Annotated in this window: 15 protein-coding genes; 12 read left to right on the forward strand and 3 right to left on the reverse strand. The window is 41.1% G+C overall.

The genetic code is table 11. From position 1 onward, the window contains the following. Window positions 1-45 precede the first annotated feature (45 nt). A complete protein-coding gene (locus Q0V26_RS00300; RefSeq protein ID WP_080158475.1) occupies window positions 46-1,188 on the reverse strand; it encodes a Na/Pi symporter in 1,143 nt (380 codons plus the stop codon). 525 nt (window positions 1,189-1,713) lie between these two features. Between Q0V26_RS00300 and nhaA the strand changes: the two genes are divergently transcribed. The 3 genes from nhaA (at window position 1,714) to nhaR (ending at window position 4,118) form a co-directional block, all read left to right on the forward strand. Then, on the forward strand, window positions 1,714-2,871 hold the full coding sequence (nhaA, locus tag Q0V26_RS00305; protein WP_297474625.1) for a Na+/H+ antiporter NhaA: 1,158 nt from the start codon (window positions 1,714-1,716) through the stop codon (window positions 2,869-2,871). 1 nt (window position 2,872) lies between these two features. Beyond that, complete coding sequence (locus tag Q0V26_RS00310) at window positions 2,873-3,115, forward strand: hypothetical protein (RefSeq protein ID WP_297474627.1); 243 nt, start codon at window positions 2,873-2,875, stop codon at window positions 3,113-3,115. A 118-nt stretch (window positions 3,116-3,233) separates the two neighbouring features. Further along, complete coding sequence (gene nhaR, locus Q0V26_RS00315; RefSeq protein WP_297474630.1) at window positions 3,234-4,118, forward strand: transcriptional activator NhaR; 885 nt, start codon at window positions 3,234-3,236, stop codon at window positions 4,116-4,118. 72 nt (window positions 4,119-4,190) lie between these two features. Here nhaR and Q0V26_RS00320 read toward each other — a convergent pair whose 3' ends face one another. Both Q0V26_RS00320 and rpsT read right to left on the reverse strand, forming a co-directional pair. After that, window positions 4,191-4,856 (reverse strand): DUF502 domain-containing protein, encoded by a 666-nt coding sequence (locus tag Q0V26_RS00320; protein ID WP_297474633.1) that lies wholly within the window; start codon window positions 4,854-4,856, stop codon window positions 4,191-4,193. Window positions 4,857-5,005: 149 nt separating this feature from the next. Continuing rightward, entirely contained in the window at window positions 5,006-5,266 is a 261-nt protein-coding gene (gene rpsT, locus Q0V26_RS00325; protein ID WP_036796485.1) for a 30S ribosomal protein S20, read from the reverse strand. 207 nt (window positions 5,267-5,473) lie between these two features. Here rpsT and murJ point away from each other — a divergent pair, with 207 nt between their 5' ends. The 9 genes from murJ to carA all read left to right on the forward strand — a co-directional run bounded on the left by murJ (window position 5,474) and on the right by carA (window position 16,358). Beyond that, complete coding sequence (gene murJ / locus Q0V26_RS00330; RefSeq protein ID WP_297474646.1) at window positions 5,474-7,036, forward strand: murein biosynthesis integral membrane protein MurJ; 1,563 nt, start codon at window positions 5,474-5,476, stop codon at window positions 7,034-7,036. Window positions 7,037-7,222: 186 nt separating this feature from the next. Then, a complete protein-coding gene (gene ribF / locus Q0V26_RS00335; RefSeq protein WP_297474847.1) occupies window positions 7,223-8,185 on the forward strand; it encodes a bifunctional riboflavin kinase/FAD synthetase in 963 nt (320 codons plus the stop codon). Between the two features lie 5 nt (window positions 8,186-8,190). Then, window positions 8,191-11,031 carry an isoleucine--tRNA ligase gene (gene ileS / locus Q0V26_RS00340; RefSeq protein ID WP_297474648.1) on the forward strand — a complete coding sequence of 947 codons (2,841 nt, stop codon included), beginning with the start codon at window positions 8,191-8,193 and terminating at the stop codon, window positions 11,029-11,031. Next, the gene (lspA, locus tag Q0V26_RS00345) at window positions 11,031-11,555 is read left to right on the forward strand and encodes a signal peptidase II (protein ID WP_297474650.1); all 525 of its coding nucleotides are present in this window, start codon (window positions 11,031-11,033) and stop codon (window positions 11,553-11,555) included. Before ileS ends, lspA (Q0V26_RS00345) begins: the two co-directional genes overlap by 1 nt. 162 nt (window positions 11,556-11,717) lie before the next feature. Next, entirely contained in the window at window positions 11,718-12,224 is a 507-nt protein-coding gene (gene lspA, locus Q0V26_RS00350; RefSeq protein WP_297474653.1) for a signal peptidase II, read from the forward strand. Window positions 12,225-12,336: 112 nt separating this feature from the next. Continuing rightward, window positions 12,337-12,771 (forward strand): FKBP-type peptidyl-prolyl cis-trans isomerase, encoded by a 435-nt coding sequence (gene fkpB, locus Q0V26_RS00355; RefSeq protein WP_297474655.1) that lies wholly within the window; start codon window positions 12,337-12,339, stop codon window positions 12,769-12,771. Between the two features lie 12 nt (window positions 12,772-12,783). Further along, on the forward strand, window positions 12,784-13,728 hold the full coding sequence (gene ispH / locus Q0V26_RS00360; protein WP_297474657.1) for a 4-hydroxy-3-methylbut-2-enyl diphosphate reductase: 945 nt from the start codon (window positions 12,784-12,786) through the stop codon (window positions 13,726-13,728). Between the two features lie 113 nt (window positions 13,729-13,841). After that, complete coding sequence (gene dapB, locus Q0V26_RS00365; protein ID WP_297474659.1) at window positions 13,842-14,651, forward strand: 4-hydroxy-tetrahydrodipicolinate reductase; 810 nt, start codon at window positions 13,842-13,844, stop codon at window positions 14,649-14,651. A gap of 567 nt (window positions 14,652-15,218) precedes the next feature. Further along, complete coding sequence (carA, locus tag Q0V26_RS00370; protein WP_297474661.1) at window positions 15,219-16,358, forward strand: glutamine-hydrolyzing carbamoyl-phosphate synthase small subunit; 1,140 nt, start codon at window positions 15,219-15,221, stop codon at window positions 16,356-16,358. The last annotated feature ends 10 nt before the right edge of the window (window positions 16,359-16,368 follow it).

Raw genomic sequence — 16,368 nt, forward strand, 5'->3', positions numbered from 1 at the left:
TTGTGCGGGGCTTTTATTTAACTGTTGTTATGTTTAGCGTTGCGATTACGCTGTAAACGCTAGGATTGAACCTGGAATAGCAATGAACACTAGGCCAAGGTAACCCGCAACAGCGGCTTTATTCTTCGTTGCTAAATCGCTAAGGAAGAACGCGCACTTAAGTGGAATTTCACGTAAGAACGGTACGCCGTAAATCAATACTGTCGCTAACACGTTAAAGCATAAGTGCACCAGTGCAATCTGTAGTGCAAACACTGAATGTTCGCCTGATACTGCCGTTGCTGCTAGTAGAGCTGTGATACACGTACCGATATTTGCACCAAGGGTAAACGGGTAAACTTCACGTACTGTTAATACACCTGTACCAACAAGAGGTACCATCAAACTTGTTGTTGTTGATGATGACTGCACAAGTACGGTTACCGCAGTGCCAGAAGCAATACCATGTAATGGACCACGACCGATTGCGCTCTTTAGAATATCACGTGCACGACCTACCATTAGGCCTCGCATTAGGCGCCCCATTAATGTGATAGAAACAAAAATTAACGCAATACCTAGAACGATCAGACCAAAACCACCGTTATGACCAAATACTTCTAGTGGGCCTTTTACTAAATCAACGGCTGGTTGCGTTAACGGCTTCATGAAATCCATGCCGTTCATGCTCATGTCACCCGCTTTTAAGAACGGTGACACTAACCAACCTGATAATTTATCAAGAATACCAAACATCATTTCCAATGGTAGGAAAATGGCTACTGCTAATAAGTTAAAGAAGTCGTGTACCGTCGCACTTGCAAATGCGCGGCGGAATTCTTCTTTACAACGAGCGTGACCTAAACTAACTAATGTATTGGTTAATGTGGTGCCAATGTTAGCACCCATAACCATTGGAATTGCGGTTTCGACAGGTAAACCACCCGCTACAAGACCAACGATAATTGAGGTTACTGTACTCGATGATTGAATAAGTGCGGTAGCAATCAGACCAATCATTAAGCCAGCAACAGGATGAGAGGCAAACTCAAATAATGTTTTTGCTTGTTCACCTACAGACCATTTAAAGCCGCCGCTGACCATAGATACAGCAACGAGTAACAAATATAGCATGAACGCTAGGTTGGCCCAGCGGACCCAACGCATAGAGCTGAACTTAGATGCAGCAGTAGTGGCTTGGGTAGTCATAATCATTTCTCCATGACAGGAATATGTCGTTTTGGTGTCATTTTGTTGAAATCTGCGTGAATAGTAGTTTGGTTATATTTCAGAAATATTACACTGAGTGTCATAAATGGATATTTGTTTGGGGGATGTCAGAGATGTGAGAGGGCAACCGATTAAATTATACAATGTCAGGTTGCATTAATACGCCCTAGTCGATTGTTTATAATTGTTTTTTAATAGTTTTCGATATTTTTATTTTTTAGCGTTAAAAATTATAAAAACATACTTATTAAAAGTAAAATTTTGCGATTTATTTTGTTTTTAGTATAAATTTAATCAATGACGACAACTTGACAGTGCGGATATAGTAGCGCTATAACTACAACCTTTCGGTTTTATCGAGTATTTATATCTATACAAACGATTTTTCAGTTGGTAAGACTGACGTTTACACTAAATTTAATTGAGATGACCAAGTATTTAGCTAACCTATAAGTTAGGGGTACTTGGATCGCGTGAGAAATATAGTTAAAGGAGTAACGGTTAATGACCGATGCTATTCGTAAGTTTCTTAAATTAGAATCAGCTGGCGGTATTATTCTTATTATCGCGGCGTTAATTGCAATGGTTATTGCTAACTCTCCGTTGGCATCGTTATACACCGATACGCTACACAGCTATATTGCCGGATTATCAGTAGCGCATTGGATCAATGATGGCTTAATGGCGATTTTCTTTTTCTTAATTGGATTAGAAGTTAAGCGAGAGCTTATTGAAGGTGCACTTAATACTAAAGAAAAAGCTATTTTCCCTGCGATTGCTGCAGTGGGTGGCATGATTGCTCCGGCGTTAATTTATACGGCATTTAATTATGGCGACCCAATGGCGGTTAAAGGCTGGGCGATTCCAGCAGCAACCGATATTGCTTTTGCACTGGGTGTGATGGCATTGCTAGGTAATCGAGTACCAGTAAGCCTAAAAGTGTTCTTATTAGCGTTAGCTATCATTGATGACTTAGGTGTGATCGTTATTATCGCTTTATTCTATAGCTCTGATTTATCAACCATTGCGCTCACCGTGGCCTTTGCTGCAACAGCGACACTGGTTATTATGAACTTAAAGAATATCACCAGCATTCCACTGTACTTAATTGTCGGTGCTATTTTATGGTTCAGCGTGCTGCAATCGGGTGTTCACGCTACATTAGCGGGTGTTGTGTTAGGTTTTGCAGTGCCATTAGCGGGCAAAGATGGACGAGCAGATACCCATTCACCACTGAAAACGATTGAACATGCCTTACACCCTTATGTTGCTTTCTTAATCTTGCCATTATTTGCATTTGCTAATGCGGGAATTTCATTAACAGGTGTATCACTAGCAAGCCTATCGTCAATGTTACCTGTTGGTATTGCGGCGGGATTATTTATTGGTAAACCTGTCGGCATATTTACTGCGTGTGTTATTGCGGTGAAAACCGGATTAGCTAAATTACCGGATGGGATTAACTTTAAGCATATTTTTGCAGTGTCAATATTGTGTGGTATTGGTTTTACCATGTCGATCTTTATTTCATCATTGGCATTTGTTGGTGCTGACGAGAGTTTTGCAACTTATTCTCGACTTGGAATCTTATTAGGTTCAACAGTTGCTGCTGTCGTTGGTTACATAATGTTGAGTAAAACACTACCTAAATCAGAGGTGTAATATGAAAACGTTGCTAGTTATTATTACGTGTTTATTTTCACTACCCAGTGTTGCTGAGAATTATCAGCAGTGTATTAATGGCGATCGCTCTGAGTTATGTCAAGCGTACTTACAGGGGATCAACGACGCTAAAGCGACAGTCGTTAAAACAACGATAGTTGATAATGGAACTACATTTCGCCACCGAGCATTAGAACAGCGTGGTGGCGAGCGAGTACGTAATTTAGAACGACAGCAACGTTAATTACGATTTAAATACGATCTTGGTTTGATTTTATTGTAATTTATGCCGTCAAAGATTGAACAGCCCAGAGGCACAGCGTAAGCTTTGTCGCTGGTTTTTTTTATTTAAAATAGCGGCAATGTCTCACTTAAATTATAACCATCTTTATTATTTTTGGATGGTCTGCAAGCAAGGTTCAGTAACGAAAGCTGCTGATGCATTATTTCTAACCCCACAGACGGTGACAGGTCAGATTCGATCATTAGAAGATCGCCTCAAAGGTAAGTTAACTAAACGCGTTGGACGTAATATTGAACCAACAGAACTTGGTCAATTAGTGTTTAAATATGCTGATAAGATGTTTGATTTAAGCTATCAAATGCTCGATCGTATTAATTACACTCAACGTGATAACCAATTATTTGAAGTGGGCGTAGCTGATGCGTTGTCAAAACGGTTAGTGAGTCAAGTGTTGCTCGAAGGCATTCCTAACGATCAGCGAATTCAATTAAGTTGCTTTGAATCGACCCATGAAATGTTGTTAGAGCAGTTGTCACAACATAAATTAGATATGATTTTATCGGATTGTCCAGTGAGTTCGACCCAAAACCCAGGTTTATACAGTAAAAAATTGGGTGAATCAGCGATGAGTTTTTTTTGTACCGACGATTTATCTGATGCAGATTTTCCGGCGTGTATTGAAGATTATAAGTTGTTGGTACCTAGTCGACGTTCTGCAATGGGACGTAAATTGCATCAATGGTTTGATCAGCAAGGTATTACGCCAAATATATTGGGTGAGTTTGATGATGCAGCGTTAATGAAGGCGTTTGCTTGTTATTATAAGTCGATGTTTATTGCGCCATCTATTTATGCCGACGAACTAACTAGCAATAGTCGCCTTTATGAAGTAAAGCGAGTGACAGATATTTGTGATGAGTATTTTGTTATTTTTGCTGAGCGAATGATCATGCACCCAGCAGTAAAACGCATTTGTGCCGCTGATTTTAGTACATTATTTTAATGTATTGATGATCTATTAACGCCTTATACATTTCAATTAGAAACAATAATAGTAAGGCGTTAATCGTTGTCACTATAACGGTGCTTTTGTCGTGGCTGCGTCGGTAGTAGTTTTTTCTTCTTTTTCTTCTTTTTCTTCTTTTTCTTCTTTTTCTTCTTTATCTTTGGCTGAAATTGAAATGCCGGCCGTTAAGTTATAACGCATTGCATCTTCAAACGACCAATCAACGAGCGTTAAGTCTTCACGCTTCACCAGCGTTGTAATCCCCGCAATTTGATAGCTAAGTGGAAACAATACCGGTACCCAATTTCCATCTGGTAATGCGCTTGTAAGCGGTTCTGGCGTGTCGTTAGACATAATGAACCCTACCACGTAGGTATTATTAGCTTGATGCACTAGCACGGTTTGCTGGCTCTTATTTTTATTGTCGCTGCTCATCAGTGAGGCAATATCATTAATACTGCTATAAACCGTTTTAAAAAATGGGAATCGCATCAATTGGCGAATCACAAAATCATAGAGCCATGCAATAGGGCTGACAGAAAAAAGTAATCCAGCAACGAACAATAAGATCAGAATGAGTAAAAAACCCGCACCTTTGAAGAGTTCAGTAATGTGAACTAGGCCAAATAAAAAATTGCCTACTTCATCTAATGACTCAAAAAGTGACCAGAATAACCAAATACTTAATACTAGCGGCAGGACGTTGAACAAGCCGCGTAATAGCGTTTTTTTCATTTTATGCTCGAAGATGTGAAATAAATTCAGCTATAAAATTAACAATATTTTGTCTCTAAATGCTAGTTTTATAGGCAATGGTTAATAAATAGACATAAAAAAACCGACCCTAAGGTCGGTTTTTTTTAATCTAAACTCATTAATTAAAATTAAAGAGCTTTGATTTTCGCTGTTAGACGAGCTTTGTGACGTGCAGCTTTGTTCTTATGAATCAGGCCTTTAGTAGCCATGCGATCCATAACAGGTTGCATTTCAGCGAAAGCTTGTGTTGCAGCTTCTTTATTACCAGCTTCAATAGCGATAATTACTTTCTTGAAGAAAGTGCGCATCATAGAACGACGGCTAGCGTTATGCTGACGACGTTTTTCTGAAGTTAGTGCACGTTTCTTAGCAGATTTGATATTTGCCAAGGGTGTAACTCCCAAATCTTGGTATGGTGACAATTTAAGGCCGAGGACTATGCCCTTAATCTTAATCATTGTCAAATGATTCGTGCAAATAACCGCCATACCAATCTAGTTGGCACTTGCGGATTAACACGGTTAATATGGCGACAGATTTTACCAGTATTTCGATTCAGAAGTCACCTTTCTGAACATCTTTTATGAGGTTTTTTTGTGAGTAAGCGTCTTTTACGCTCTGGAATGATAGTTAGCGCCATGACTTTAGTGTCTCGCGTGCTCGGTTTAGTCCGAGATGTGGTGGTGGCTAACCTCATGGGAGCAGGGGCTGCGGCCGATGTTTTTTTCTTTGCCAACAAAATTCCTAACTTTTTACGGCGCCTTTTTGCTGAAGGGGCTTTTTCGCAAGCTTTTGTGCCAGTTTTAACTGAGTATCATGCTGCGGGTGATGTAGATCGGACCCGATTATTGATTGCACGTGCTGCGGGTACGTTAGGGGGCATTGTTACCATCGTGACATTATTGGGTGTTTTAGGCTCAGGTGTTGTGACTGCATTATTTGGTTTTGGTTGGTTTTGGGATTGGATGCACGGTACGTCTCCCGGAGCTGAAAAGTTTGAGTTAGCCAGTTTGTTACTTAAAATCACTTTTCCTTATTTGTGGTTTGTGACTTTTGTAGCGTTATCTGGCGCCATTTTAAATACTCTGGGTAAGTTTGCGATTTCATCGTTTACACCGGTGTTTCTCAATGTCGCAATTATTGGTTGTGCTGTATTTGTGGCACCTCACTTAGCCAAACCTGAAATTGGTTTAGCGCTGGGTGTTTTTCTTGGTGGTTTAGTACAATTTTGTTTTCAATTGCCATTTTTATATCGAGAAGGGTATTTAGTTCGACCACAATGGGGCTGGAATGACCCTGGCGTGACGAAAATACGTAAATTAATGCTACCGGCACTGTTTGGTGTTTCGGTTACGCAAATCAATTTATTGCTCGATACGTTAATTGCCAGTTTTCTAATGACCGGTTCAATCAGTTGGTTATATTACTCTGATCGTTTATTAGAATTCCCGTTAGGTTTATTTGGTATTGCGATTGCCACCGTGATCTTACCAGCGTTATCACGTAAACATGTTGATAAATCACCTCAACAATTTGCAGATACTATGGATTGGGGAGTGCGAATGGTGTTGATCTTGGGTATCCCTGCGATGCTTGGCATGATCACTTTAGCCAAACCGATGCTGATGGTGATGTTTATGCGTGGTGAATTTGATCTGTATGATGTTAACCAAACTGCTATGTCGCTATGGGTGGTATCAGCAGGTTTGCTGAACTACATGTTGATTAAAGTTTTCGCCCCAGGCTATTACGCTCGTCAAGATACCAAAACGCCAGTAAAAATTGGTATTATTGCCATGGTTAGCAATATGGTTTTTAACGGTATCTTTGCACCGTTTTATGGCTATGTCGGCCTTTCCATTGCGAGTGTATTATCAGCATTACTAAATGCAGGGTTGTTATACCGAGGTTTACATAAAGAAAATATTTACCGAGTGAGCCGCCAGACGTTATTTTTTGTACTGCGATTAGTGATTGCCGGTGTGGTAATGGTTAGTGGATTATTATGGTTTAGCCCTACGACTGATCAATGGTTAGCTTTTCATTTGTTTGAACGTATCACGTGGTTATTTGGTTTAATTTTGGGCGGTAGTGGTATTTACCTGTTATGTGCCATTATTTTAGGTGTTCGCCCGCGTCATCTGCGTGCAGATAGCTGATTGAAACCGCCGAGTAGTATATAATTCACCAACTTTATGCCAAAAAGTGGTTTTTAACCGTAATGGTGGTGGATTAGTTACCGCTGTTATTAATTTTTTTGGCTGTTATTGGTCATCATATAAACAAGTGTTCTGATTGTAGGATGAGCAAATAGCCTTATGAGTACTGACATAGTTAAATTACCTATGGAATTAATTCGAGGTATACCCAATATTCAGCCACGCCATCATGGTTGTGTGCTGACCATTGGCAATTTTGACGGTGTACATCTTGGCCATCAAACGTTGCTTAAACAAGTCATCACCAAAGCGCACTCAATGGGGTTAGCTGCTACGGTAATGACGTTTGAACCGCAACCACAAGAGCTTTTTGCGGGTAATAAAGCCCCAGCAAGGTTGACCCGTTTTCGTGAGAAATATGTAGAATTGAAAAAAGTCGGCATTGATCGATTATTGTGTGTTAATTTTAATCATCATTTTGCATCAATGACTGCTGAATATTTCGTCGAATGCTTGTTGGTAAAGCAATTGGGTGTTAAATTTCTGGTTATTGGTGATGACTTTCGTTTTGGTCAAGAGCGACGTGGTGATTTTGCGATGCTGGTGGCCGCCGGTAAGAAATACGGATTTGAAGTAATTAGTACAACAAGTTTTTGTGTTTCTAAGCAGCGAGTAAGCAGTACTGCAATTCGTCACGCTTTAGCGAATAATGAATTAGATCAAGTAGAACAAATGCTTGGTCGACCATACAGTATTCGTGGCCGTGTCTCACATGGAAGAAAATTAGGCCGTACTATCGGCTTTCCAACGGCGAATATTCCACTTAAACGTCGCGTAACACCTGTTGCAGGGGTCTATGCGGTCGAAGTATTGGGTATTACCGCCGCGCCTATTGCTGGTGTGGCTAATGTTGGCCACCGACCAACGGTAAAAGGTGTACGACAACAACTTGAAGTACACTTATTTGATTATCAAGCGGATCTTTATGGTCGTCAGCTTGAAGTCGTGTTGCGCCATAAGTTGCGTGACGAAAAAAAATTTGAATCATTCGATGCGCTGAAATTACAAATCGAACGAGATGCTCAAGCAGCACGGGTGTGGCTGTCTGAGCGTAATAATGTCCAACTTCGCCCAAGTAACGGAATCTAGAATCCATGAGTGACTATAAAGATACCCTGAACCTGCCTGAAACAGGGTTTCCGATGCGAGGCAACCTAGCTCAACGTGAGCCTGCAATGCTTAAGCGTTGGTATGATGAAGATCTTTACGGTGAAATTCGTAAAGCTAAGAAAGGTAAAAAATCTTTCGTATTACACGATGGCCCTCCTTACGCTAACGGTGATATTCACATCGGTCACGCGTTAAACAAGATTCTTAAAGATATTATTATTAAATCAAAGACGCTTTCTGGCTTTGATTCACCGTACATCCCAGGTTGGGACTGTCACGGTCTACCAATTGAATTAATGGTAGAAAAGAAATTTGGTAAGCCGGGTCAAAAATTAACGGCAGCTGAATTCCGCGAGAAATGTCGTGCTTACGCGGCAGGCCAAGTTGAAGGTCAAAAAGAAAGTTTCATGCGTCTAGGTGTTCTAGGTGAGTGGGACAAGCCATACCGTACAATGGATTTCGGCACTGAAGCGAACATCATTCGTGCACTAGGTAAAATCGCAGATAAAGATCACCTACTTAAAGGTTTTAAACCTGTTCATTGGTGTACTGATTGTGGTTCTGCATTGGCTGAAGCTGAAGTTGAATACCAAGATAAAGTATCGCTATCTATCGACGTTAAATTTAAAGCGGTAGATGAAGCTGCGGTATTAGCGAAGTTTGGCTGTGTTGCTGACCAAGGTGAAGGCGACGTGTCGATTGTTATTTGGACAACGACACCATGGACAATGCCTGCTAACCGCGGTGTTGCTGTGAGTGCTGATCTTGAATACGCATTGGTACAAACACCTGTTACAGATGTACACACTCAACCACAACGTTTAATCGTAGCGGCAGAGCTTGTAAAAGAAGTAATGGCACGTGTTGGCTTTGAAGAGTCAGAAATCCTAGGTTTCTGTAAAGGTGAAGAATTAGAGCTAATGCGCTTTAATCACCCATTCTACAGCTTTGATGTACCAGTTGTGCTTGCTGATCACGTTACCACTGAATCTGGTACAGGTTGTGTACATACTGCACCTGGCCACGGTCAAGAAGACTTCGTGGTAGGTCAAAAATACAATCTTGAAATTGCTAACCCTGTAGGTAGCAACGGTGTTTACTTACCTGATACTGAGATCTTTGCTGGTCAACACGTATTTAAAGCAAACGAAGTGGTTGTAGATGTATTACGTGAACATGGTTCATTATTACATTTCTCTAAGATCACTCACAGCTACCCACATTGCTGGCGCCATAAAACGCCAATCATCTTCCGTGCAACGCCACAATGGTTTATCTCTATGGATAAAGCCGGTCTGCGTACTAAAGCACTAGCAGAGATTAAAAACGTACAATGGATGCCAGAATGGGGTCAAAGCCGCATCGAAGGTATGATCGAAGGTCGCCCTGAGTGGTGTATCTCTCGTCAACGTACTTGGGGTGTGCCAATTGCCTTATTTATCCATAAAGAAACGCAAGATCTTCACCCGCAAACCTCTGAGCTAATTGAAAAAGTAGCACAGCTTGTTGAGCAAAAGGGTATTCAAGCTTGGTGGGATCTAGAACTGACTGACGTAATGAGCGCAGAAGATGCAGCGATTTACGAGAAAGTACTTGATACTCTTGATGTATGGTTTGACTCAGGTGTTACCCATTTCTCTGTGGTTGATAGTCGTCCTGAATTTCATGGCCATTCAGCAGATCTTTACCTAGAAGGTTCAGATCAGCACCGTGGTTGGTTCCAGTCATCATTGATTTCATCTGTTGCGATGAAAGACAAAGCCCCGTACAAGCAAGTGTTAACACACGGCTTCGTGGTTGACGGTCAAGGCCGTAAAATGTCTAAATCAGTGGGTAACGTGGTTGCACCAAAAGATGTAACCAACAAGCTTGGCGCAGATATTCTACGTCTATGGGTTGCATCAACCGATTACACGGGTGAAGTTGCGGTTTCTGACGAGATCCTAAAGCGTTCTGCAGATGCTTACCGTCGTATTCGTAACACTGCACGTTTCTTCCTAGCTAACTTAAATGGCTTCAATCCTGAAACTGATTGTGTGCCTGTTGAAGAAATGGTGGCGCTAGATCGTTGGGCTGTAGGTCGTGCAATGGCGGCTCAAGAAGAGATCGTTAAAGCATACGAAGACTACAATCTACACACAGTAACTCAGCGTCTAATGCAGTTCTGTTCAGTGGAAATGGGTTCTTTCTACTTAGACGTGATTAAAGACCGTCAGTATACAGCAAAACGTGGTGGTCATGCACAACGTAGCTGTCAAACTGCGCTTTACTACATCGTAGAAGCACTTGTTCGTTGGATGGCACCTATTATGTCATTCACTGCTGATGAAATCTGGAACGAAATGCCAGGTAAGCGTGATCAATTCGTGTTTACTGGTGAGTGGTTCGACGGTTTATTTGGTCTTGCTGAGAACGAAGAGCTAAACAACGATTTCTGGGCTGAGATTCAACAAGTTCGTGGTGCTGTGAACAAGTTACTTGAAACTGCACGTAGCGAAAAAGTTATCGGTGGTTCACTACAAGCTGAAGTTACGCTAACTGCAAATGCAGATCTTGCCGCTAAACTGAATAAGCTAGAAGACGAATTACGTTTTGTATTGCTAACATCAAAAGCACACGTTGTGGTTGCTGATAGCAAGCCAGAAGGTGCACAAGAGACTGATATCGAAGGATTATTTGTCACTGTGAACGCTTCTGAAGCTGCGAAGTGTGAGCGTTGTTGGCACCATGTTGCTGATGTTGGCACGATTGCTGGACACGAAGAAGTGTGTGGCCGTTGTGTAACTAACATCGATGGCGACGGCGAAGAGCGTAAATTTGCCTAATGACTAATTCAGCACCTCAGCAAGCGTTAACGCTTAAACAATCGGGTATTCGCTGGCTATGGTTAGCGATTCTGGTATTTATTATCGACAATGGCACTAAGCTATTGGTGATGGACACGATGGGCTATGGCTGGCCAAACCGGATTGAGATCACGCCGTTTTTTAATTTACTGTATGTGCACAATACTGGTGCCGCATTTAGTTTTTTAAGTAGTGCGGGTGGTTGGCAACGATGGTTGTTTGCAGCAATTGCGTTTGGTGTTTGTGGCTTATTAACATTGTGGATGCGTCGTACGCCAGTAACCAATAAAATGGCCAATATTGCGTATGCGCTGATCATTGGTGGCGCGTTGGGTAATTTATTTGATCGCCTCTACCATGGTTTTGTGGTCGACTTTCTTGATTTTTATTATGGTAGTTATCATTGGCCTGCATTTAATATTGCCGATTCAGCCATTTGTTTGGGTGCTGTATTGTTAATTCTTGATGGCTTTAAAACTGATAAAGCCGTTAAAGCTCACTAAGTTTTAATTTATTATTAAAATAAAACGCTGCCTGTTTTGACTGGTGGCGTTTTTTTTTGATTAATTAATATTTTGACAGGTTATGTTTGAAAGTAACAAACTAAAGGCGATAACGTTGCCAGTTTATCGCGGCGTACTTATGGCATCATTAAGGAATATCAAATGTCTAACGTAAAGTTACACTCAAAATCTGATCAACGTTCAGGCCTTCGTTGGCTATGGTTGGCAATGATTATTTTTATGATTGATTACCTGAGCAAGGTTTTTATTATTGGCACGATGATGGTTAATGGCTCAACGCCGATTACGGTATTGCCATTTATGAACCTGTATTATGTTCATAATACGGGGGCTGCGTTTAGCTTTCTCAGTACTGAGGGCGGTTGGCAACGGTGGCTGTTTGCCCTAATTGCTGTCGTTGCTTGTGGCTTTTTAAGTTATAAAATGAGACAGGCCTCAATTACTCAAACGGCACATAATATTGGTTGTGCTTTTATTATTGGCGGCGCACTGGGTAATCTTTTTGATCGTATACAGTATGGATTTGTGATTGATTTTCTGGATTTTCATTATAAAAACCATCACTTTGCTATTTTCAATTTAGCCGATGTGGCTATTTTTTGTGGCGTAATATTATATCTATTAAGCAGCTTGAAAAAGACGAGTTGAGATTTGAAAGCGGATTGTTATTCGTGAATAGCGATAAAACCCTTGTGTCCATACGTTGATACCCACGGCACTTTGTTGTTAAATAGTAGTAACTAAAAGTAGGGAATAATATATGTCAGTGATCAAGGATAATAGTGAAGTGTTGATGCACTTCTCAATCAAATTAGCTGATGGGACGGTGGCTGAATCGACGTTCGCTAATGCTAAACCAGTCATTTTTCGTATCGGTGATGGTAGTTTAACTGAGAATTTTGAAAAATGTTTATTAGGTTTAGCGGCGGGACAAAAAAAACAGTTTGATTTAGCGCCTGAAGATGCCTTTGGTCCTTTAAATCCCAATAATATTCACCATGTCGAATTGAGTAAGTTTAGTGTTGATACTCCCGCAGAAGTGGGGCGTATTATTGCTTTTACTGGCCCTGATGGACATGATATTCCCGGAATAATTACACAAGTAGTGGGTGATTCTGTCACCGTTGATTTTAATCATCCATTAGCAGGCAAAACAGTTACCTTTGAGGTCGAAGTTGTCTCCATTGAACGTTAAGAGCCATTATTGATGAAAATCTTACTCGCAAATCCTCGTGGTTTTTGTGCTGGTGTTGATCGTGCGATTAGCATTGTTGAACGTGCATTAGAAATGTATCAGCCACCTATTTACGTGCGTCATGAAGTGGTTCATAACCGTTTCGTTGTTGAAGGGCTAAAGCAGCGCGGTGCTATTTTTGTTGAGAATCTAACCGAAGTGCCTGACGACAATATTGTTATCTTCTCAGCACATGGGGTATCACAAGCGGTTAGGAATGAGGCTAAAGCACGTCAATTAACGGTCTTTGATGCAACCTGTCCGTTAGTGACTAAAGTTCATATGGAAGTTGCACGTGCAAGCCGTAAAGCGATGGAAGTGGTATTAATTGGTCATGCGGGTCATCCTGAAGTGGAAGGCACCATGGGACAATATGCTAATTATGACGGTGGTATGTATTTGGTTGAAAAACCAGAAGATGTCGATATGCTCGTCGTAAAAGATCCGTCAAACTTGCATTTTGTTAGTCAAACAACGTTATCGGTTGATGAAACTGCTGATGTTATTGATCGTCTACGCCAGGTGTTTCCAGAGATTCAAGGCCCGCGTAAAGATGACATCTGTTATGCAACCCAAAATCGTCAAGATGCGGTGCGTGAAATGGCTGCAACTGTTGATGCTATGATTGTTGTCGGTTCTAAAAATTCATCAAATTCAAATCGATTACGTGAACTTGCAGTGAAATTAGGTACACCCGCTTATTTAACTGATAGTGCTGAAGATATTGATCCACAATGGCTTGAAGGTCTGAAGGTCGTGGGTGTTACTGCGGGGGCTTCAGCGCCTGAAGAGTTAGTGAATCAAATCATTACACGAATTAAACAGCTCACTAATGCCGCTGATGTTGAAGAATTATCCGGTCGAGAAGAAAACATGTTCTTTGAAGTACCACGAGAATTACAAGTGAAAAATATCTAAGACAGTGTTTGTTAGTGAACGATGAGCCTCAGTGAAAACTGGGGCTTTTTTTATCATAGTCAACAAGCTACAGTGGGACATATTATTATGAATAGTGTAGGAGATGCACGTTAATGGTCAGAATTGCGATAGCCGGTGCAGCCGGACGAATGGGACGTCAACTAATTAAAGCCACTGCATTATCAAATGCAACAACATTAACGATTGCAACTGAGCGTGTTGGTTCAAGCTTGGTGGGTGCCGATGCTGGAGAGTTAGCGGGTATTGGTTTAGCGAATGTAGTGATTATTGACGATTTACGTCAAGCAATTGATGACTTTGATGTGTTAATTGATTTCACGGCACCCGTTGTGACGCTCGCTAATCTTGAATTGTGTCTGCAACATCATAAAAAAATTGTTATTGGCACAACAGGTTTCACTGAGTCACAACGTCAATTGATTGATACTGCTGCAGAGAAAATTGCTGTTGTTATGGCGCCTAATTACAGTGTTGGTGTTAACCTGGTGTTTAAATTACTTGAGAAAGCGGCCAAAGTGATGGGTGACTACTGTGATGTAGAGATCATCGAAGCACATCACCGTCACAAAGTTGATGCACCATCAGGAACTGCCATTGGTATGGGTGAAGCAATTGCGGGAGCGATGGGGAACAAGCTCAGTGATGTTGCTGTGTATTCACGTGAAGGCATTACAGGTGAACGCAGTCGTGATGAGATTGGTTTTGCAACTATTCGAGCTGGTGATATTGTGGGCGAACATACCGCAATGTTTGCTGATATTGGTGAGCGAGTTGAAATTACCCACAAAGCGACTGATAGAATGACATTTGCCAATGGTGCAGTACGTGCAGCGGCATGGTTAAACCAAAAACAAATGGGTTTTTATACTATGACTGATGTACTTGATTTAGACCGATTATAGAAAGCACATCAATAACTGTCGATAACCTGCCTAATGGCAGGTTTTTTTATACCTAAATTAATAAGAATACCATTGTTGTTTATGTAAATTAACAGGATAGTTATGCATAAATTGTCACTGTGGAGGTAAGGTTGTTGTTTGAAATATCAACTAGAGTAAAAGGCTGAAATAACGCTGACTTTTGTTGTTATAATTAACGCTTGGTGCTGATTTTGATTGTTTTTGTTTGTTTATGTTGCTTAAGTTTGGTTATTTTATCGTTTGCGTGTGATTTTAATTTAGATTAACGTATTTGCAACTTAGGCAATCGATTACATTTTAACTATTGTTATTCTATAGTCCTAAACCTGCAATGAAAGTTATTATTTACAGTGTTTGAGCCAGAAAGTGGTGATTGTGTGTGATTTTTTAAATTTAATTACGGTTAAATGTTGACAGATTGCTAACTGATCCATAGAATTTGCGCAATTTGTCAAAAATCAGTAGTTAAGGGTTTTTGGCGTTAAATGGAATGGGTAGTTGCAAATTTATCTGTTTTAATTGCATTTTTATTTTTTGGAGGTTGTCTTGAGCAAATCTGCGCTGTTAGTCCTTGAAGATGGGACAGTGTTCCGCGGCGTGTCCATTGGGGCAGATGGTTCGGCTGTTGGTGAAGTTGTTTTTAATACCTCGATGACGGGGTATCAGGAAATTCTCACTGACCCCTCTTACTCGCAACAGATCGTTACTCTTACCTATCCCCATATTGGCAACACCGGCACTAATACTGAAGACGAAGAATCAACGGCAATTCATGCTCAAGGTTTGGTAATTCGTGATCTTCCTCTTATCGCTTCTAATTTCCGCAGTGAACAATCCCTTTCTGACTATCTTAAATCGCAAAATATTGTCGGTATCGCTGATATTGATACTCGCAAATTAACGCGAATTCTACGTGAAAAAGGCGCTCAAAACGGTTGTATCGTTGCGGGGAACCACCTTGATGAAGCTGCGGCACTCGCTCAAGCTCAAGCATTTCCAGGTCTTAAAGGCATGGATTTAGCGAAAGAGGTGACTACAACTGAAACATATAGCTGGAAGCAAGGTTCATGGACATTAACTGGCGGTTTACCCGCAGCGAAAGATGACAGTGAGCTACCGTACCATGTTGTTGCCTATGACTTTGGTGCTAAACGCAATATTTTACGTATGCTGGTTGATCGTGGCTGCCGTCTAACGGTTGTTCCTGCGCAAACAACAGCGGAAGAAGTGTTAGCATTAAATCCAAATGGCGTTTTCTTATCAAATGGTCCTGGCGATCCTGCGCCATGTACTTATGCGATTGAAGCGACCAAAGTATTTCTAGATAAAAACTTACCTATTTTTGGTATCTGTCTTGGACACCAGATTTTAGCCTTGGCTAGCGGTGCTCAAACAGTGAAGATGAAATTTGGCCACCATGGTGCAAACCACCCAGTAAAAGATCTTGAACGTGATGTGGTGATGATTACCAGCCAAAACCACGGTTTTGCCGCTGATGAAGCAACATTACCTGATAATTTACGTGCAACACATAAATCCCTGTTTGATGGCTCTCTACAAGGTATCCATCGTACCGACAAGCCTGCATTTAGTTTCCAAGGCCACCCTGAAGCAAGCCCTGGTCCTCATGATGCAGCACCACTATTTGATCACTTTATCGAATTAATTAAGAAACACAGCGCTTAAACCGGGAGTA

Origin of the sequence: uncultured Photobacterium sp. (assembly GCF_947039875.1) — a bacterium.
Taxonomy (GTDB): Bacteria; Pseudomonadota; Gammaproteobacteria; order Enterobacterales; family Vibrionaceae; genus Photobacterium.